19 protein-coding genes are annotated in these 19692 nt (G+C 53.6%); 10 read left to right on the top strand and 9 right to left on the bottom strand.

From position 1 onward, the window contains the following. Window positions 1-3: 3 nt before the first annotated feature. The 3 genes from KZZ10_RS13740 to KZZ10_RS13730 are packed head-to-tail and all read left to right on the top strand — an operon-like array spanning window position 4 to window position 3145. Window positions 4-1503 carry an FAD-dependent oxidoreductase gene (locus tag KZZ10_RS13740; RefSeq protein ID WP_259662090.1) on the top strand — a complete coding sequence of 500 codons (1500 nt, stop codon included), beginning with the start codon at window positions 4-6 and terminating at the stop codon, window positions 1501-1503. Then, window positions 1500-2222, top strand: a complete 723-nt coding sequence (locus KZZ10_RS13735) for a maleate cis-trans isomerase family protein (RefSeq protein ID WP_259662089.1) — start codon at window positions 1500-1502, stop codon at window positions 2220-2222. The genes KZZ10_RS13740 and KZZ10_RS13735 overlap by 4 nt, the downstream gene beginning before the upstream one ends. Before the next feature lie 5 nt (window positions 2223-2227). Continuing rightward, window positions 2228-3145: an SMP-30/gluconolactonase/LRE family protein gene (locus KZZ10_RS13730; protein WP_259662088.1), complete on the top strand. Its 918-nt coding sequence runs from the start codon at window positions 2228-2230 to the stop codon at window positions 3143-3145. Window position 3146: 1 nt separating this feature from the next. Here the strand turns inward: KZZ10_RS13730 and KZZ10_RS13725 are convergent, their stop codons facing one another. After that, on the bottom strand, window positions 3147-4133 hold the full coding sequence (locus KZZ10_RS13725; protein WP_259662087.1) for a Bug family tripartite tricarboxylate transporter substrate binding protein: 987 nt from the start codon (window positions 4131-4133) through the stop codon (window positions 3147-3149). 172 nt (window positions 4134-4305) lie between these two features. On the opposite strand from KZZ10_RS13725, the gene KZZ10_RS13720 reads away from it, so the two are divergent. From KZZ10_RS13720 to KZZ10_RS13710, 3 genes are read left to right on the top strand one after another with little or no spacing between them, the layout of a single operon-like run. Then, window positions 4306-5079 carry an SDR family NAD(P)-dependent oxidoreductase gene (locus tag KZZ10_RS13720; RefSeq protein ID WP_259662086.1) on the top strand — a complete coding sequence of 258 codons (774 nt, stop codon included), beginning with the start codon at window positions 4306-4308 and terminating at the stop codon, window positions 5077-5079. 53 nt (window positions 5080-5132) lie between these two features. Then, window positions 5133-6107, top strand: a complete 975-nt coding sequence (locus KZZ10_RS13715; protein ID WP_259662085.1) for a Bug family tripartite tricarboxylate transporter substrate binding protein — start codon at window positions 5133-5135, stop codon at window positions 6105-6107. A gap of 4 nt (window positions 6108-6111) precedes the next feature. After that, window positions 6112-6774 carry an aspartate/glutamate racemase family protein gene (locus tag KZZ10_RS13710; RefSeq protein WP_259662084.1) on the top strand — a complete coding sequence of 221 codons (663 nt, stop codon included), beginning with the start codon at window positions 6112-6114 and terminating at the stop codon, window positions 6772-6774. Window positions 6775-6828: 54 nt separating this feature from the next. Here KZZ10_RS13710 and KZZ10_RS13705 read toward each other — a convergent pair whose 3' ends face one another. The 8 genes from KZZ10_RS13705 to KZZ10_RS13670 form a co-directional block, all read right to left on the bottom strand. After that, window positions 6829-8022 (bottom strand): acyl-CoA dehydrogenase, encoded by a 1194-nt coding sequence (locus KZZ10_RS13705; RefSeq protein ID WP_259662083.1) that lies wholly within the window; start codon window positions 8020-8022, stop codon window positions 6829-6831. 66 nt (window positions 8023-8088) lie between these two features. Next, window positions 8089-9777 carry a thiamine pyrophosphate-binding protein gene (locus tag KZZ10_RS13700; protein WP_259662082.1) on the bottom strand — a complete coding sequence of 563 codons (1689 nt, stop codon included), beginning with the start codon at window positions 9775-9777 and terminating at the stop codon, window positions 8089-8091. A 78-nt stretch (window positions 9778-9855) separates the two neighbouring features. Next, window positions 9856-11523: an acyl-CoA dehydrogenase family protein gene (locus tag KZZ10_RS13695; RefSeq protein ID WP_259662081.1), complete on the bottom strand. Its 1668-nt coding sequence runs from the start codon at window positions 11521-11523 to the stop codon at window positions 9856-9858. Between the two features lie 19 nt (window positions 11524-11542). Further along, a complete protein-coding gene (lhgO, locus tag KZZ10_RS13690) occupies window positions 11543-12652 on the bottom strand; it encodes an L-2-hydroxyglutarate dehydrogenase LghO (protein ID WP_259662080.1) in 1110 nt (369 codons plus the stop codon). Between the two features lie 5 nt (window positions 12653-12657). After that, entirely contained in the window at window positions 12658-13173 is a 516-nt protein-coding gene (locus tag KZZ10_RS13685) for a flavin reductase family protein (protein ID WP_259662079.1), read from the bottom strand. A gap of 1 nt (window position 13174) precedes the next feature. Next, complete coding sequence (pdxH, locus tag KZZ10_RS13680; RefSeq protein WP_259662078.1) at window positions 13175-13807, bottom strand: pyridoxamine 5'-phosphate oxidase; 633 nt, start codon at window positions 13805-13807, stop codon at window positions 13175-13177. Between the two features lie 127 nt (window positions 13808-13934). After that, window positions 13935-14576: a gamma-glutamylcyclotransferase gene (locus tag KZZ10_RS13675; RefSeq protein ID WP_259662077.1), complete on the bottom strand. Its 642-nt coding sequence runs from the start codon at window positions 14574-14576 to the stop codon at window positions 13935-13937. 13 nt (window positions 14577-14589) lie between these two features. Continuing rightward, window positions 14590-15831: an MFS transporter gene (locus tag KZZ10_RS13670; RefSeq protein ID WP_375372572.1), complete on the bottom strand. Its 1242-nt coding sequence runs from the start codon at window positions 15829-15831 to the stop codon at window positions 14590-14592. A 112-nt stretch (window positions 15832-15943) separates the two neighbouring features. On the opposite strand from KZZ10_RS13670, the gene KZZ10_RS13665 reads away from it, so the two are divergent. Genes KZZ10_RS13665 through KZZ10_RS13650 form a run of 4 tightly spaced genes read left to right on the top strand, consistent with a single transcriptional unit; the run spans window position 15944 to window position 19691 of the window. After that, window positions 15944-16771: a tRNA threonylcarbamoyladenosine dehydratase gene (locus KZZ10_RS13665; RefSeq protein ID WP_259662075.1), complete on the top strand. Its 828-nt coding sequence runs from the start codon at window positions 15944-15946 to the stop codon at window positions 16769-16771. Window positions 16772-16792: 21 nt separating this feature from the next. Further along, window positions 16793-17965, top strand: coding sequence for an alpha-hydroxy acid oxidase (locus KZZ10_RS13660; RefSeq protein WP_259662074.1), 1173 nt, complete (start codon window positions 16793-16795; stop codon window positions 17963-17965). A 32-nt stretch (window positions 17966-17997) separates the two neighbouring features. Then, window positions 17998-18669 (top strand): RraA family protein, encoded by a 672-nt coding sequence (locus tag KZZ10_RS13655; protein ID WP_259662073.1) that lies wholly within the window; start codon window positions 17998-18000, stop codon window positions 18667-18669. Further along, on the top strand, window positions 18666-19691 hold the full coding sequence (locus KZZ10_RS13650) for a hydroxyacid dehydrogenase (RefSeq protein WP_259662072.1): 1026 nt from the start codon (window positions 18666-18668) through the stop codon (window positions 19689-19691). The genes KZZ10_RS13655 and KZZ10_RS13650 overlap by 4 nt, the downstream gene beginning before the upstream one ends. Window position 19692 lies beyond the last annotated feature (1 nt).

Genomic DNA, 19692 nt, shown 5'->3' with positions numbered 1-19692 from the left:
AACGTGGCAGCAACGATTGAGACAGATGTACTGGTAGTGGGTGGGGGTGGAGCTGGTTTGGCGGCAGCCTCGGAGGCAGCATTGGCTGGGCGCGCAGTCATTTTGTTGGAAAAGAATGCTGAGACGGGTGGTTCGACCTCATGGTCAGTGGGGTCCATTACGGCGACAGGCACACCCCATCAACGCAAAGCCGGAATTGTAGACAGTACAGATGCGCACTTCGAGGATATGGCTAAGCATGCTGGTGAGCTGGCGCCTCGCGACAATTTAAAGTTGCGTCGCATTCTCGTCGATCACACTGCAGAGATGATTGATTGGTTGATGAAGCTAGGGGTTGTCTTTGTAGGTCCTGAGGAAGAGCCGCCACACCGCGTGGCCCGCATGCATAACGTCGTACCAAATTCCAAATCGTTTGCATATCACTTGACGCGTCACTGTCAGCAACTTGGTGTCGCCATTCGCTTAAATACGGCGTTAGATAGTCTGATGCTTGAAGGTGACCGTGTCGTAGGCGCACAGGTCCGCACCTCGGACGGCACGCTCCAGCAGATACGGGCGCGTTGTGGAGTTGTCTTGGCCAGTGGTGATTACAGCGCAGCGGCGGATTTGAAGGCAAGCTTGGCTAATCCCGACGTCGCTCTAGTCGATGCGATCAATACGACCGCCACGGGGGATGGACATCGAATCGCGATGCAGATTGGCGCAAAAGTCGTCAATGGCGACATCGTACGAGGACCCATCATGCGCTTCATTGCGCCAACGCGTCCCAATTTGCTGCAAAAGCTACCGCCAAAAAAGTGGATTGCTCAGTTGATCGCTGCGTCGGCTAACTATTTACCGAAGTGTATTCTGCGCCCGTTCCTGATGAGTTTTCTCACGACGGCTGTGAGCCCTTCGACTGACTTGTATAAGCAGGGCGGCATTCTGATCAACAAGCTTGGCCAGAGATTCACGGATGAATTGACTAAGCCCAATCGGGATATGGCTAAACAACCTGACCGGCTTGGGTGGATCGTGTTTGATCAGTCGGTAGCCGAGAAGTTTTCCGCTTGGCCCTACTTTATTTCAACTGCGCCTGGTGTTGCTTATGCCTATCTTGCAGACTACCGCCGTAACCGGCCTGATATTTTCCTTCAGGCGGACAGCATAGAGGGTCTTGCAGGTAGCATGGGTGTAGATCCAAGCGCTCTGTCGGCCAGTGTTCGGCAATACAACGAAAGCGAACGGCAAGAACGTCCAGCCATTGTGCAGGGTCCGTTTTTTGCTTTAGGGCCAGTTAAAAGCTATGTTGTTTTCACCGATGGTGGTTTGAACGTTAACGAGCAATTGCAAGTTCTTCATGCGAACGGCTCTGTCATCCCAGGCCTATACGCAGCCGGCTCAGCGGGACAAGGTGGGTTGCTGTTGGAGGGACATGGACATCATCTCGGTTGGGCATTTATTTCCGGACGACTTGCAGGTCGTCACGTAGCAACGAACCCAGTAGTTGGACGCGTATCATGAAAAAAAAGACAAAACGGTTTGGCTTGCTCTTGCCCTCTTCGAATACTACGCAAGAGCCTGAATTTGCTGAGGTGTTACCTAGCGACGTATCTTTACATTGTGCACGACTGACCTTGCGTAATATCGATCCTGAATCCACGATCAAAATTGTTGAAGAGCTCGAAGCCGAAGCGCAGAAACTCAAAGATGCCGCGGTTGATGCTGTCGTGCTTTCGGCTACAGCGCCCTCGACTCGTTTGGGGAAAGGCTATGACAAGAAAATTTGTGCTCGTATCGAGCAAGCATGCGGAAAGCCAGCCACGACTGCCGCGACAGCGATGCTTGAGGCTTTCACTCTGTTGAATATCAAAAAGATTGTTTTGGCGGCTCCCTGGGGAGAGGGTACTAATCAAACTGTTGCTGCGTTTATTGAAGCAAGTGGAGTGCAGGTGCTGCAACAGAGAGCCATGGGCATTGTCAGTAACATCGAAGTTGGCCATCTTTCTGCCCAAACGGCCTATGATCTTGGACGCCAGGCCGATCATCCTGAGGCGGATGCGATATTTTTAGCTTGCGGAAACTGGATGACGTTGGAGGTTATCGATGCGCTTGAAAAAGATACTGGCAAGCCCGTACTGAGTACGAATAGCTGTGCCATCTGGGCCACCATGAATTTGATAGATGGCGCCTGGTCGATCCCTGGCTACGGACGGTTATTGGCTAATCTTAGGCAAGGTTAAATGTAATGTACCCTTCTCCGCCAAGCATCAAAACAGAAGTCTTCTTTCGTGTGCCTGATCATCTTCGGCGCCCGGGTCAACTCAACGCCGAACGGCGTGCCGCTGCGAAAGGTGGCGATAAGACAGATTGTTTTCTGGAAGGACCGTCGTTTGATTTAAAGGGAAATTTATATTTAGTTGATGTTGCCTATAGCCGAATATTTCGTGTCGATCCCGCTGGCAATATTGAGGTGCTGTGTGAGTACAACGGCGAGCCTAACGGTTTAAAAATACATCGCGACGGAAGAATTTTTGTCACGGATCATAAGTTAGGGCTACTGTTGCTGGATCCGAATACGGGAGGTCTATCGCCGGTTGTCGAGCGCTATATGACGGAGAGCTTTAAAGGCCTTAATGATTTGTTCCTGACAACCCAAGGCGATGTTTATTTTACGGATCAAGGGCAAAGTAGCATCGATGATCCCAATGGAAAAGTTTATCGTTTGAACGTCGCCGGACGCCTTGAAAGACTCCTCCACAATGTTCCCAGTCCGAATGGCATTGTGATGAGTCCTGATGAGAAGCTTCTATATGTGGCCGCAACGCGCGGCAATGCTGTCTGGCGCTCTTATTTGACGCCGGAAGGGGCGCTTGCACGAACAGGTATATTCGTACAGCTGTCTGGCGGAACCGGGCCAGATGGTATGGCAATGGATATCGAGGGCAACTTGATGGTGGCCCATGTTGGTGCCGGAATCGTTTGGGGATTTTCTGCGCTTGGTGTGCCGATTATGCGTATCGATTCATGCAAAGGCTTGGCGATAACGAATATGGCCTATGGCGGAAAAGATAACCGAACACTGTTTATTACTGAGTCTGAGAGCGGATGCGTGTTGATAGCCAACCTGGATGTTCCAGGCCGGCCAATGCATTCCCATCAATAGTTCAGTCCAGCTTCAGATCTGCTGCCTTCACAACACGCGCCCACTTTGCCATGTCGGCTTTAATGAAGTCGGCGAAGTCTTTTTCAGTTGTGATGGTTGGCACAAGACCGAGCTTGGCTAGGTCAGCGATGACCTCTGGTTGGCTCAAGATATCAAGCGCTGCCAAGTGAATCTTGTTACGAAGATCGGCTGGCGTTTTTGCAGGCGCCACTAAACCATACCAGTAGTCCATGTCAAAACCAGGTACGCCAGCCTCGATGAAGGTGGGTACCTCCGGCATAGCCGAGGATCGTGTCTTACCGGTTTGCGCAATGGCGACTAGTTGTCCGGACCGAACAATGCCGGCGACCGCGGGCAAGGGAGCAAACAGCACCATATCGCGTTGTTGACCCAACATGTCTGCTGTTACTGCGCCCGTGCCTTTATACGGAACGTGGGTGAGTTTGATTTTCGTTTCAAAGATAAATAGTTCGGCAGCCATGTGCGCGCCACTTCCAGCACCCGCTGAGCCGAAGTTGATTTTTCCTGGGTTTGCTTTGGCGAGTCGTACTAAGTCACCTGCTGTTTTCACGGCAGAGGACGGGTGCGCGACGAGGACCATAGGTGCAGCAGCCAATGCAGTGACTGCGACAAAATCACGGTCAACGTTATAGGGTAGCTTTGGATACAGGCCGGGGTTAATGCCAATTTCGGAAACGGAACCGACAAGGAGTGTTTTTCCGTCAGGCGCTGCGCGTGCGACGAACTGTGCGCCAATCGAACCGGATGCGCCTGGCTTGTTTTCGATCGTTGTAGTCGTGCCGAGTTTTTCGGCAATCTTGGGCATAATGCGTCGTGCTAGTACGTCAGTACCCCCGCCTGGCGCGAACGGAATAATGACATTGATTGGACGGTCCGATGCGCTTTGCGCATACGATATCGTCGGGCTGAGTGTGGCGAGGACGGTCGCGAGTGCTGCGACATAGCCAAATATAAATCTAGTACCCATCTTGTCTCCTTTTTTATACGACGCGGCAGTGGCTGCCATCTATTGTGTGCGGTTTGATATTACCGGATATTTACTCGCATTCCCTACAAGTTCTTGACAGAGGGCACCCCCTGTGGAACGATGCACACGAGGCTTGAGTCGAAGAGCCGTTGATAAAAATATAGAGAGCGCGATGTCTAACATGACCCGACTTGATCTGAAGCTTGCAGGAAAATCCGCTTGGGTTTTGGGTGCGTCGGGTGCGATAGGGTCAGCCATTGCCGTGTTGTTGGCGGACTTGGGTGTGGAAGTTTGGTTGAGTGGTCGTAACCAGATGAAACTGCGGGAAGTGTGCGATCGAATTACGCAGGCCGGTGGCCGTGCTTCGATCCAAGTGCTTGATGCGACGCAATCCGAGGCTGTCGATGCGGCGGCAAATGCAATCGTCCGCGAAGCGGGACGCATCGATATATTGGTGAACTCGACGGCTTTACCAACCTTTGGAAAATTCACTGACCTGACAGACGCTGATTGGGATCGGACCTTTCAAAGTAAGTTGATGGTCTATGTTCGAACAATGCGTGCAGTGCTACCGCACATGATTGAGGTGGGCGGAGGCACGATTGTCAATATTTCGGGTAAGGCGGGTCGACTGCCATCGCCTGCGCATTTGCCTGGAGGAAGCATGAACGCTGCCATCAATCTTCTTACTAAGGGTATTGCGGACGCATATCAGCATCAAGGGATTCGTGCGAACACGATTGCACCGGGACCGATTGTATCGGAGCGCTTGAATGCCTTGACCGCGCAACTTGCGACAATTTCAACGGCGAATCCAGAGTTCATGGCACGAAAGGGTGAGCCTGAAGATGTGGCGCACGCGGTGGCTTGGCTTGCGAGTCCGTTGTCAGCTTATATGAACGGAATAGTGTTGCCTGTGGATGGTGGATCGATCCCCACGGTATGAGGTTGGTTTTTATAAAAAATAGAAAATTTTGGTAAACCGGTAAGGAGACAAACATGACTAAGCTATTAAAAACAATCGTTGGCGTCATTTCGATCATGTTGGGTTGTGGCGCGAGCGTCATGGCACAAGATGCTTATCCCTCCAAAGCGATCAAGCTAATTGTTCCGCTCGGAGCGGGTGGGGCGACAGATGTCGTGGCGCGGGTCGTGGCAGGAAAACTCTCACAGCGCTTGGGACAGCAGGTAGTTGTAGAAAATCGTCCAGGTGCCGAAGGCATCATTGGCGTGAACGCTGGCGCGAAAGCGGATCCAGATGGCTACACCCTGGTGTTGGGTTCAAGCACCACCTTGGCCGCTAATTTTCATTTGCGCAAGAACTTGCCGTTTCATCCAACCAAAGATCTTGAGCCTGTCTCAATGGCGCTCAAGGACTTCTATAACATTCTTGTCATAGGCCCTAACGTCTCGGCGACTACGCTTCAAGAGTTTATTGCCTTGGCAAAGGCCAACCCGGGAAAGTTTAATTACGGCACGGCCACGGTTGGTTCCAAGATTTGTATGGAAATGTTCAAGACTGCTGCAGGTATTGACATAAAGACGATCAACTACAAGAGTTCGCCCCAGGCCCTCAATGATTTGATGGGCGGGCAACTGGAGATTATTTGCGAGCCCGTGGCTACCTCAGTGCCCAATATCAGATCGGGAAAAATTAAGTCGATCGGAGTGACGAGCTTGACGCGAGTACAGCAAGCCCCCGAGTTACCTACTGTTGCTGAGCTTGGTTTACCTGGCTTTGACTACAGCGCTTGGGTTGGCGTGTTTGCTCCAGCCAAGACACCCAAGCCTATCATTGATCGCTTGGCCAAGGAGTTGGCAATTGTGCTCGCAGATCCGGAGACCGACGCAAAAATCCGATCGATTGGTGCGGCGCCGATGATTGGGGGACCTAAAGAGTTAGCCGCGTTATTGGATGCGGAGATTGCACGAGCTGGGAAGGTTGTGAAAGACGCAGGTATTCAACCGGAATAGCTTGATGAGCACAGCACCTAGAATATTTTTAGTGCATGCCGTAGATGTATCTATGGCGCCGGCATCAAGCAGTTTTAAAAAACTGTGGCCAGAAGCGAGCATCGTCAATTTGTTAGACGAATCACTAGCAATTGATATGCTGGCCGATGGAAAGATGACACCGCGCATGGTGGAGCGGTTTGCAAGACTCGGGCAGTACTGCGTGGACGCAGGTGCCGATGCGATATTGTTTACCTGCTCAGCCTTCGGTGAGGCGATCAACAATCTTAAGACCTTACAAAGAATCCCGATCTTAACGCCCAACCAGGCGCTCTTCGAAGAGTTGCTTCAGATCGGTGGCAAAGCCGCCATGCTGACGACCTTTACCCCCTCAGTGCAGGCGCTGCGCAGTGAGCTGTCTGACATGGCGGCAGCGTTGGGTATTAAACCCGACGTCGATTCGTTTATGGTGGAGGGTGCGCTCGATGCGCTACTGAGGCAACACGGACATGAGCACGATCAACTGATTGCACAACGCGTCAACGGTCTAAACCAATATCCAACAATCGTTCTGGGGCAGTTTTCAATGGCGCAGGCTGCACTGCATCCTGAAGTGAAAACAACTGCAAGAATATTGACTACCCCAGATTGTGCCGTGAGGAAGCTCAAAGGCTTGCTCGGCGTTTAACTCTCTCTCCAGAGTATTCAGGCGTTCGCACGGATGCGAACGCCTTTTTACTATTTAGAAAAACGCTTGGATGCCTGTTTGTGCACGGCCCAGAATTAGCGCGTGCACATCATGCGTACCTTCGTAAGTGTTGACCACTTCAAGGTTGACCAAGTGACGAGCAACGCCAAATTCATCAGAGATGCCATTGCCGCCCAGCATGTCACGTGCCATGCGCGCGACATCCAAGGCTTTGCCGCAGGAGTTGCGTTTCATGATGGATGTAATTTCAACAGCTGCAGTACCTTCGTCTTTCATCCTGCCTAAGCGCAGGCAACCTTGCAGTCCGAGTGTGATTTCAGTCTGCATGTCGGCTAGTTTCTTCTGAATCAGTTGGTTCGCGGCCAATGGACGTCCAAACTGTTTGCGATCCAGTGTGTACTGGCGCGCCATGTGCCAACAGAATTCTGCTGCACCCAGTGCACCCCAGGCGATACCAAAGCGCGCAGAGTTCAGGCAGGTGAAAGGACCTTTCAGTCCAGACACGCCTGGCAACATCTGTTCGTCACCGATTTCAACGTTGTCCATGACGATCTCACCTGTGATCGAGGCGCGAAGGCCCACCTTGCCATGGATAGCTGGAGCCGACAAGCCTTTCATTCCTTTCTCAAGAATGAAGCCCCGGATACGTCCGTCATGGTCACCGCCGACACACTTGCCCCAGACAACAAACACGTCTGCGATCGGTGAGTTGGAGATCCACATCTTATTGCCGGTCAGCGAATAGCCGTTTGCGGTTTTGACCGCACGTGTTTCCATTCCTGCGGGATCGGATCCGTGGTTAGGCTCTGTTAAGCCAAAGCAGCCGATCCATTCGCCGCGAGCGAGCTTAGGAAGATACTTTTGTTTCTGCGCTTCGCTGCCGAATTCATTGATTGGCACCATCACGAGCGAAGACTGCACACTCATCATCGAACGGTAACCGGAGTCAACACGTTCAACCTCGCGAGCGATCAAGCCATAGCTAACGTAATTCAGTCCAGAGCCGCCGTACTCTGTGGGGATGGTCGCACCCAACAAACCAAGTTCGCCCATTTCGGGGAAAATATTCACATCTGTTTTTTCGTGACGAAAACCTTCGAGTACGCGCGGCGCCAGTTTGTCTTGGCAATAAGAACGTGCAGCATCACGCACCATACGTTCTTCGTCGGTGAGTTGGCTGTCCAGTAAAAGGGGATCTTCCCAGTTGAAGGTGGCGTCAGAGGCCATGAAATGCTCCAGATAATTAACTATAAAAATTGTACGAGGTGTCGGTCGCGTCGCTTGTGAAAGACCTTAGGCTTTTTGGGCAGCGGCTCGAAGTTTAGCGATGGTTGTTGTCGGCGTGATCGCTTCTGGGTCGATCAGACAGTGAATGATCGCTGGTAAGCCGCTTGCAACGGCGCGTTCAAATGCAGGGCCAAATTCTTCGGTTTTTTCAACGCGCTCACCATGACCACCAAAGGCGCGTGCGTAGGCCGAGAAATCAGGGTTCTTAAGCTGTGTCGCAGAAATCCGTCCTGGATAGTGCTTCTCTTGGTGCATACGAATTGTGCCGTACATCCCATTATCGACAATAACGACCACGAGTGGCAGGTTGTATTGCACAGCGGTCGCAAACTCTTGACCGTGCATCATGAAACAGCCGTCACCGGCAAAGCAAACAACCAGTTTGTCCGGTGCGACACGCTTTGCACCGACCGCGGCAGGTAAGCCGTAACCCATGGATCCTGAAGTAGGCGCGAGCTGTGTACCGAACTGTGTGAAGCGATGAAAACGATGCAACCAGGTTGCAAAGTTACCTGCGCCGTTGGTCATGATGGCATCGGCTGGGAGTTTGGATTCCAGGTAGGCCATCACGCCGCCCATTTGCAATGCGCCTGGGGTTTTGATCGGGACTGGGTCGCTCCAGTTTAGGTAGCTTTGGTGCATGGCGGCTGTACCGGCAGCCCAAGGGGTAGTCGAGGGTGTTGCTAAGCCGCTGAGCTCAGCAGCGAAGGCGATGGGTGAGGCATTGATTGCGACGGCTGCGCGGTAGACGCGTCCAAGTTCACCGCTATCTGGATGTACATGGACGAGCGTTTGCTTTGGCACTGGAATATCAAAGAGCGTGTACGCCTGGCTGGGCATTTCGGACATGCGGCCGCCCACGAGCAGGACCAGATCAGCATCTTGTACGCGTTTGAGAAGCTCTGGATTGAGTCCAATGCCAACGTCACCGATGAAGCAAGGGCTGTTCGCAGGGAAAAGCATCTGGCGACGGAACGATACTGCAACCGGTAGCTTGAAACGCTCAGCAAATTCGACAAATTGTTTGACAGCTGTTGCACTCCAACGCGCACCACCGAGGATAGCCACAGGTGCTTTGGCTTGTGACAAGCGTTTGGCGAGATCCGCCATTTGGCCGAGGGAAGGTGCCGAGTCAATCGCTTCGTAGTGCGGCGCATCTGGCACTGTTGCGAGCTCGACCAGCATGTCTTCGGGTAGCGCAATCACAACAGGACCAGGACGCCCCGAGGTCGCGACATGAAACGCACGCGAGAGGATTTCTGGAATACGTGCTGGGTCGTCGATTTCAGTTGCCCATTTCGCCGCTTGTCCGAAAACGGCGCGGTAATCCATTTCTTGGAACGCTTCGCGCTCACGCATGCCGCGTTCGATTTGTCCGACAAAAACAACCATCGGGGTCGAGTCTTGTTTGGCAATGTGAATGCCGGCGAGGGCATTTGAGGCACCAGGCCCGCGCGTGACCATACAGATACCAGGTTGTCCGGTGAGTTTGCCATGTGCGTCAGCCATCATGGCAGCGCCACCCTCCTGCCGACAAACAGTGACTTCGATATTGACGTCAACGAGCGCATCCAACACCGCTAAGAAGCTTTCGCCTGGCACACAAAACACGTGCTTCACACCGTGGCTGACCAACTGGCCGACAAGAATTTGACCGCCAGTGCGGGGGTTTTTGGCTGAAGGGGCTTGGCTCATTATTTTTTAGTCATTTATGGTGAAAGGAATGGGCTTAATCATATCGTGTTGCAAGGACATTTTTCCCTGTCATGCCAATTAAATTGGGGCGCCAAGCCAGTCACACAGGTCGCTATCCGCTAGGGATATGTCGCCGATTGGGTCTCTGGCGGCAAGGCGGTGCTTTAAAACCAAGTCGGCAAGCTTTGCCCGAATGGGCATGGCCGCGTGTTTCGCTTCCCAGCGCATGCCAGCCATCGTCACAACATGGTAGAGGCCGCTCGCGGCTTGGCGCGCTTGCTCGGAGGTATTGGTTGCGCTGGCGCTCTCAGCAAACCCAAAAGCGCGTTCAATGCGTTCCGCTTGCAGGGCCGCCAAGGCCTGTGAAACTGGGAGACCGTCTGCGAGCAGTCCAGCAACATGGGCACGCAGCGCGGGCAAGGCGTCTTCTCGTTGAATCGCCCGCAAGACATCTAGCGCAACAATATTGCTTGTGCCTTCCCAAATTGAGCCAAGATGGGCGTCGCGCAGCACCCGCGGATCGCTCCACTCCTCGATATAGCCGCAGCCTCCGCGGACCTCCATTGCGTCCCCTGCAACTTTGCGCGCATCCCTGCAGGCGCGAAACTTAATCAAGGGGGTCATAATGCGCATTAAGGCACGCTTGCTGGGATCGCTATCAGCCGCAGCTAAGGCTTGCGCCGTTTGATACACCATTGTTCTTGCTTGTTCGGTCAGCATAGCCATTTTGCTTAACTGACGCTGCATTAACGGCATGTCGGTGAGGTGTTTGCCAAACGCTTGACGATTTTTTGCAACATATAGCGCTTCGGTTAAGGCGCGCCGCATCAAGCCCGCAGCTCGCACGCCGTTCGAGAGGCGCGAGTTGTTAATCATGTCGGACATTTGCTTGAAGCCCATGCCGCGTTCGCCGACCAGCCAGGCAAAGGCACCCTCGAGGCGAATCTCACCGCTCGCCATCGAGCGTGTGCCGAGCTTGTCTTTGAGTCGCAAAATCCGGTAGTTGTTGGGCGTGCCGTCAGGGCGTGTACGTGGCAGCAAAAAGAGTGAGACCCCCTGTAGTCCGTCGACGGCCTCGGAGCGCGCCAAGACCATCGCAAAGCCAGCATCTGGATTGGAACAAAACCACTTATCCCCTGTAAGTAGCCAGTCCCCGTTGGCGTTCAGAGCTGCTTGCGTGGCTGTAGCGCTGACGTCGGAGCCAGCGCCTTGTTCCGTCATGAACATCGCGCCTTGGTGCAAGGCATCAAAGTCCTGCGTGGTCACCATCGGTAACACTTGTTCAACGAGTTTTGGATCGCCAAATTTTCTTAAAGTGCGTGCCAAAGAGTCGGTCATGCTGACGGGACAACACAAGCCGAACTCTGCTTGAACGAATAAATACGTGAGGGCATATTTCGCTGCAGGCGGCATCGCCGTGGGCCATCCCAGAACGCCCCCCCGATGCGACATCGCAGCGAGCCCAAACTCGCTGTACGCGAAACGCTCTAGCTCGACATAGGCCGGGTGCTTATTAACTTGCGATACATCGATACCTGAGCGGCTGCGAACGGATAGGGTTGGTGGGTGCTTATCTGCAACACCCGCTAACTCGTCCAGCAAAGAGCCAGCTAGTGCGCCCAGTCGTGTCAGATGTGGCAGCAAGTGTTTGTGCAAGTCCTCTGGGAGATAGCAAGCGAGTAGATCCTTACCTGAGTCCGCTTCAAAAAGGTTGATACCGCGAGAGTCTGGGACGGGATGGGACATGCTGTCTCCGAAAGGAACTTTAAGCGTGAAGGCGTGCGAGAGTCTCTTGGGCGATCGCAAGGCTTGAGGTGAGTCCGGGAGACTCTATGCCAAATAGATTCACGAGTCCCGGCACGCCATGTGTTGCCGGTCCGACGATCATGAAGTCGGCAGCTGGTTCGTGTGGCCCGGAAACTTTTGGTCGTATGCCTGTGTAGCCAGGCGATAGGCTTGCGTCGGGCATGCCAGGCCAGTAGGTGCGGACCGCTTCGTAAAATCCCTTGCATCGACTTGCATCAATGTCATAGTCGACCTTGTCGATCCATTCAGTGTCTGGTCCGAATTTCGCTTGACCGCCAAGGTCGAGGGTCAGATGTACTCCGAGCCCTGCATGGTGGGGTGTCGGATAAATCAATCTGGTGAAGGGCGCTCGCCCTTGTAGCGTGAAATAACTGCCCTTGCACAAATACTCGGTGGGAATAGAAGCTTCCGGTACACCTCGAATTTTGCGGGCGAGCGTCGGCGCATGCAGACCCGATGCATTGATCAGGACATTGCAACTTAACTGCATTGCGTCGGCGCCACCGAACTGCAAGTTAAACCCACCTTCGCTGCGTACCTCTCCTGAAAGTAACGGCGTATGGAAAACGCACTGCGCGCCGGCATTTTCTGCATCGCCCTGGTAAGCCAACATTAAGCCGTGGCTGTCGATGATGCCTGTAGAGGGCGAGAATAGCGCCGCCGTGCAAAACAAGGCGGGCTCAAGCGCTTGTGCCTCACTTGCACTGAGTAGTTCCATGTCGTCCACGCCATTGACACGGGCCTTACTCAAAATATCATCGAGTTTGGGGATTTCCTCTTCGCTGGTCGCCACAATCAGTTTGCCGATGCGCTTGTGTGCAACACCTTTCTCTGCGCAGTAGGCATAAAGCATATGTCTGCCCTGTACACAGAGCTTTGCTTTCAAACTGCCTGCGGGGTAATAGATTCCAGCGTGGATGACCTCGGAGTTTCGGGCGCTAGTGCCTGTACCGATCCCTTCGGCGGCCTCGACGACCATGACTTCGCGTCCAGACTGGGCAAGGGCGCGTGCAATCGCGAGTCCTACAACGCCAGCACCAACAACGATGCAATCAATATCCGTACTCATATTGTTTAAGGTTTTTTTGTTTCGGGGGGAGGAGTTAGATCGTAGCCGCCCGCGTGATAGATCAATGGGAGGCTATCGTTTCGCGCACAGTGCTCAACTTCACCCACAAAAATGATGTGATCACCTTCCTCGTACTGACTACGATTGGAGCATTCAAACCAGGCCGCGCAGTCTGCTTGCAGTCGAGGTGAGCCATTGGGCGCTGTTGTTAATGGAACGCCACTGAAGCGCTCGGCCGCAGTGCCCTTTGAAAAACGCTGCGCGATCATCATTTGATCAGATGCCAGCACTTGGATCACATAGCGCTTGCATTGTTGGATTGTTGCAAGGGAGGACGAGTTGCGTGACAGACTCCAGACCACGAGGGGTGGATCTAGCGAGACTGAATTGAACGAACTGGCAGTCAGACCCACGGGAGCTTGGCCTGGTAGCGATGCGGTAATGACCGTCACGCCAGTCGGGAAACGTCCAAGCGCAGATCTAAAAAAAGTGGAGTCAAAATCCGGTGATGAGGCATGCATGTCAGGGCGAGATCCGTCCAATTGTCCAGCCAGTTGTGCCGGAGGGAATGTAAGTAAGACGGTCATGCAGCCGTGAAGGACGGCCTTGCCAGAATTCAAAATATTCGGGCTTCAGGCGATAGCCGCCCCAGTGCGGTGGCCGTGGAGGTGCATCGCCATACTTTGCCGTCATGGCTTGTTGGCGAGCATCCAATTCTGCAATGCTGGTGGGTTGGCTTTGGGCGGACGCCCAAGCGCCAAGACGTGAACCAAGTGGACGGCTGTGAAAGTATTCGTCAGACTCTTGTGCGGATACCTTTTCGACTAAGCCCTCTATTCGAACGGTACGCTCAAGCGGCTGCCAAAAAAACAGTAGAGACGCCCACGGCTGCACCAGTAAGTCTTTACCCTTGCGGGACTCATAATTTGTGTAGAAAACAAAGCCTTTGTCGTCGTAGCCCTTGAGCAGCACGATACGTGCAGAAGGTCTGCCTTGTGCATTCGCCGTCGCCAGCGTCATTGCTGTTGGCTCGGGGACCTTGTCATCAAGCGCTTGGTTAAACCATACCCCAAACTGCTCGTAGGGCGAGCCTTTAGCGTCTTTTTCAAGCAGGGTGTGCTTGTCGTAACTCTGGCGAATATCTGCAATCGACATGATGGTGCTCCGTGGCGGCCGGGTTTGCCGCGCTACCCGCGCAACGCTACCTAAGCCTTCGTTCTAGTGTACCGTGGCATGGAACGCTCGGCCTTAAGACGCCACTGAGTTTTAGGGGTTCAGGTGCTCAGGAACGGGGTTGTAATTGCCGAAGGCATTTCACTAACTCCATGAGGCGTTGATCGTCGATGCCAGCCGAATGCAGGGCATCGGCTGTTTGCGTCACGTATTCGAGACAGGTGCCGTAGGTCCCCCGCGCGCGCAAAATGATTTCAACCAAGGCGTCTTGAGGTGGTTCGCTGACGTAGGCAGGGCCGGCCTGATTGATGACAAAAGCCAGGCCCTTTACGGGGCCCTCTGGCGTGATGCAGTCGAGCCAGGTTGGATGATAGGCCCCTGTGCCCATTTCGCGCTTCCAAACTGACGAAAAGGTAGACCGAACGCGTTCGGCTTCTACCTTGAACACCATTCCCTGACAGTTTCCACTTTGCTCCAACCCAAAAACGAGTCCAGGAACTTCAGGGGTGCCACGGTTTATTCGCGACCAGAGGCAAAGTGCCCGGTGAAAGCCCTGTATTTGAGCGGGTCGCTTCTCTGTAAAGTCGAACTCTGGACGCCAGATTAAAGACCCATAACCAAAAATCCAGACATCGCACCCTGGGGTCCAGTCGCGAAGCGCAGTCTCAATGGATTCTGCCATTTTTTCCTCAGACCAACGCACGAAGGCGCTCACTGCGGGGGGCATAGGTAGATCGGCAAATCGCGTCATGGCCTTAACTTAATTAAGTTCGATCTTTTGGGGGGGTAGGTGGCTCTGTGTCTTGAGTGCTATTTTTTTCGTGCTTTTCCGCGTCGTCGGTGAACCAGCGGACTGCACCTAGGCCGACCGCGGTTAACCAGAAGAGTGGCATTACCCCCATGAACGTTCCGAGTGCGCCGAAGGCCAGAGGAAGCGCGACCTGACAGCCGTTCACTAGTGCCATACGTAGGCCGAATGCCTCTCCCGCTCTGCCGCTTGGTGCATGCTGTTGCAACAAGGCAAGAATGCTTGACTGTGTCGAACCCAAGCCAAGGCCCAATAAGAATGAAAGCGACACAAGAATCCAAACTTGCTCAAAGAAGGGGTAGAGCAAAAAATTCAGTCCCGTGACAACTAGCGCGAAATTGATCAGCTGCCAGGGTCGAATGCGATGCATCATCCAAGGGAGTGCCAGCCGGATCACGATGGTTGCCGCGGCAAAGGAGGCCAGAATCAAGCCGATGGTTGTGGGCGATAACCCCACATGCACCCCAAAAATCGGCACGACAAAGGTGTGGGTGTCCCAGGCTGCTGAAAGCAACATGTTGGCGATAAAGACTTTCCGCAGCGAGGGACTGCTAAACAAATCACTGACGCTTTGCTTTTGTGTCACAGGTGCCGACTTGATGTGTGAGGCCTTGAGATAACCCCGCATGCTCAGCAACCCAATGAGGCCGACCAGCGGTGCGACGGCGAGCAAGGCAAAGACGGAGCGATAGCCTAGGTAGTCGATCGATACGCCAGCAAGTAAGGGTCCGATGAGCCCGGAGGTAGCCATCGACAAAGAAAGCCAGGAGAAGTTACGCAGGCGTTCTTCGCCATTGCTGAGCCCCATCTGCCGTTGGACCGCGATTTGCAAGGTCATGTGTCCGACCCCAACAAACGTCGCTGCAACGATGAGACCCGTCAAACTTTGCCAAACCACAGGCAGAGACGTCCCGATCACCACACAAATGATGCTCGCCCGCATGGGTTGCCAGGGGCCGATGTCATCAATGAGTCGGCCAGCTTGAATAGAGAACAGCATGGGTAGCAAGGCAAAGACAGCGATCAGGATGCCGACTTCGAGGGTGCCTTGACCTAATTGCAGTGCCGTGAGCGATACGGCGACGCGTCCACCGGAAATCGCGATGTGCGACAGCATGACCAACAGGCATAGCACAACGGGACCGGCAAAACTTGACGGTTTGTTGGCGAGGGGAGGAGTGGGGGACGGCATGCTCACGGTGTTAGGACTAAATTGTGTTCCTCTCTAGGCGTGTTGTCGAGTCAAGAACAAAGTTTTTTCGCGGAACATGCAAAAATGCATCATTCATTGCCCTTTATGTCGAGCGTAAATGTCCTTGCCGCAGACTGAGATCACGTATGACACCCCAGCCGATGTTGAACGCCGGTTCGCCGGTTTGTTGCGTTTGTATGGTCCGCAAACCCTGGAATGTCTGGGTGCGGCGCATGTGGCGGTTGTGGGGATAGGAGGGGTGGGCTCTTGGGCGGCCGAGGCGCTGGCGCGAAACGCTGTTGGTGCGCTAACACTTGTAGACCTTGATCATATTGCCGAGTCCAATGTAAACCGCCAGGTTCATGCATTGACTCAAACGCTGGGGGAGTCCAAGGTGCTTGCCATGTCGGAGCGCATTCTGGCCATCAATCCTCAGTGCCGGATTTCGACCATTGATGATTTTCTAACCCCTGAGAATGTTGAACTATGTTTGCCAGCTGGGCTGAGTGCTGTTATCGACTGCACCGACCAGATGGCTGCAAAAGTCGCTATGGTGCTGCATGCAAAGGCTTGCAACACCCCCCTCATTGTTTGTGGCGGCGCAGGAGGCAAAACGGACTCGCTTGCCTTACGTACTGGCGACCTAGTGGAGGCAACACATGATGCGTTGTTGGCCCGTCTGCGCAATGTGCTGCGCCGCAGTCATGGGTACCCGCGCGCGGTAGATTCGCAAGGGCAAATGCGTAAGCGTGTAGCCAAGTTAGGCGTCCGGGTGCTTTGGGTGGATCAGCCCACAATCTTGCCTGCTGCATGGCAACAAAACGACCCCTTGCAAGGACTGTCTTGCGCCGGCTATGGGTCTAGCGTTAATGTCACAGCTTCCATGGGGTTCGCAGCAGCTAATCTGGTTGTTCAGCAACTGCTAGCGCATTACCCTAAAAACTGAGTATTCACACGGCAGCATTTCATGACGCAAGTTTCCGCACTAGCAAAAATTCTATCCCTCGCTGATTTTGAACGCGAAGCCGAGAAACGTTTGCCCCGCCCGATTTTTGGCTATGTAGCCGGTGCGTGTGAAGACGGCCAGTCTTTAAGGGCTAACCGGGATGTCTTTGCAGAGTATGAATTTCTGACGCGCATCCTTGTCGATATCTCGCAGCGCAGCCAGCAAGTCGAGCTCTTTGGTAAGACGTACAGTTCACCCTTTGGTATGGCGCCAATGGGCATTACCGCTATGTCGGCCTACCGCGGCGATATCGTATTGGCCGAGGCGGCTGCACGTGCGAATGTGCCGATGATTATGAGCGGCTCCTCGTTGATTCGTATGGAAGAGTTGGTTGAGCGAGCGCCAGACGCTTGGTTTCAGGCGTATCTGCCTGGAAAAACGGAACAGATCGCTCCCTTGATTGATCGCGTCGCTGTGGCGGGCTTCAAAACACTAGTGATTACTGTAGATACTCCGTCTTCAGCCAATCGTGAAAACAACGTGCGCACAGGGTTCTCCACGCCGTTAAGGCCCAGCCTGCGATTGGCGTGGCAGGGTATTACTCATCCCCGCTGGCTATTTGGCACGTTTTTGAAAACGCTCATGCACCACGGCATGCCGCATTTTGAGAACTCCTTTGCCACCCGCGGAGCGCCGATTATGTCCGCTAACGTCATGCGTGACTTTTCTTCACGTGGTCACCTGAATTGGGAACATGTTCGAGCGATTCGCGCCCAATGGAAAGGACCGATGGTCATCAAAGGAATTCTGCATCCTGCTGATGCGGCGCTTTGCCGACAGTACGGGATGGACGGCGTCATTGTGTCCAATCATGGAGCCCGTCAGCTAGACGGTGCCGTTGCGCCCTTGAGAATGTTGCCCCAGATTCTTGATGCATTTAAAGACGGCCCCGTGATGCTTGATAGCGGTGTGCGTCGCGGCAGTGATATTGTCAAGGCGATTGCCCTAGGTGCACGTTGCGTATTTTTAGGACGACCCTTTAACTACGCAGCCGCGGTGGGTGGTCCAGCAGGTGTGGACCACGCGATTTCGTTGCTAGAGCAAGAAGTCTCGCGCAACATGGCCATGATGGGTGTCAACACACTGAAAGAGTTGACGCCAGAGTTTTTAGTACACGTCGGTCGTAAAGACTAAACCCCGTCCTTTTTATTTTATGTGGAGTAGATATGTCTAACCTTGGATTTGCGATCAACACGCACAAGCATACGGTCAGCAATGCGACCTTGAAAAAATTTGCCAAGCTCGCAGTGGCAAATATTAGTGATGTCATGAGCCGTACAAACGGCACGGTTGATCTGCGTCCCTTTCACAAGGGCGGTCGTATTTTGGGACGTGCGTTCACGGTCAAGACTGCACCTGGCGACAACCTGATGGTGCACAAAGCGATTGATATGGCTGCACCGGGCGATGTGATTGTGGTGGATGCCGGTGGTGCGCAGCGTAATGCGATCATCGGTGAAATTATGTCTACGCTTGCAGCTAGTAAAAAAATCGCTGGATTTGTGATTGATGGTCCAATTCGCGACGTCGACAGCTTGGGCAAAAGTAGCTTCCCTGTTTTTGCACGTGCGATCTCGCATCGTGGTCCCTACAAAGAAGGTCCAGGCGAAATCAACGTCACGGTCTCGGTCGACGGCATGGTCGTGCACCCCGGTGACATCATTGTCGGTGACTATGACGGTGTGTTTGCAATTCGTCCTGATGTCGCCGACGAGTTGGCTGCCTTAGTGATGGCGGTTGAGAAGAAAGAGAAGGACATTCTGAAGCAAATCGCCAAAGGAACCTTGGATCGTAAGTGGGTGGACCAAAGCCTGCGCGCCAAAGGTGTTCTGAAATGAAAAAAAAGGTTGTGCGCTTCGATTTTTGGATTAACCCGGTCTTTGACGAGCATCTCGCCAAATTCAAGGACATTGACCTAACTATTTGTCGCTATGCGGATGACGATAAAAAAACGTTGGCAACACTCAAAGAGGCGCAGATTTATCATATTTGCGCTGCACGCGACGAAGTGCCCAAGCAGTGGTGGCTAGGAGAGGAGCTGCTAAAGCAGTTGCCGAACCTGTTGTGTGCCTCTGCATCGGGGGCGGGTTTTGATCCCATTGATCTTGAGGCGTGCAGCCGCCATGGTGTCTTGGTGGTCAATCAATCAAGTTGTAACGCCGACTCAGTAGCCGAGCATGCAATCGGCCTGCTGTTGTCGGTGAAGCACCGCATTGCCGAGTCCGATCGTGTGATGCGCGCCAATGCCTATACGACCCGCGAAGATCTAATGGGTAACGAGATAAAAGGGCTGACGATCGGGATTGTGGGAGTAGGTCATATCGGAACCCGCGTGGCACACCTGGCGAAAGCCTTTGGGATGCAGGTGATCGGGTACGACCCGAAAATAACAGACGCTGAAATCGCAAAGCGCGGGGCAACACCTGTGAGTTTTGAGCAGTTAGTGACGCAGTCCGATGTCGTGTCGGTGCATTGTCCGCGCTCGCCAGAGACCCTGAATCTTTTTGGTGCTGATCAGTATCGTTCGATGAAGAAAGGTTCAGTATTTCTCTCGACAGCGCGAGGCGGGATTCACGATGAGAAAGCGTTATACGAGGCGTTGCGCGACAAACATCTGTCTGGCGCCGGCCTAGATGTTTGGACGGTCGAGCCCCCCGCTGTCGATAACCCGCTATTGTCTTTGCCAAACGTGACTGCAACTTATCACACAGCAGGTGTCACGCACGAGGCGCGGCGTAATGCTGCGCGCATGGGTGCCGAGCAAATAGAGGGGTTGTTGCGATGCGAGCGCGCGCCACGTATGGCCAACCCCGAAGTTTGGCCGGTATTCGTTGAGCGTTATAAAAAGATGTTCGGGTAAG

It is taken from the genome of Zwartia hollandica (genome assembly GCF_019923725.1).
Taxonomy (GTDB): domain Bacteria; phylum Pseudomonadota; class Gammaproteobacteria; order Burkholderiales; family Burkholderiaceae_B; genus Zwartia; species Zwartia hollandica.
Note: the sequence above shows the minus strand (reverse complement) of the source record. Positions and strands in the feature narration are given on the sequence as shown.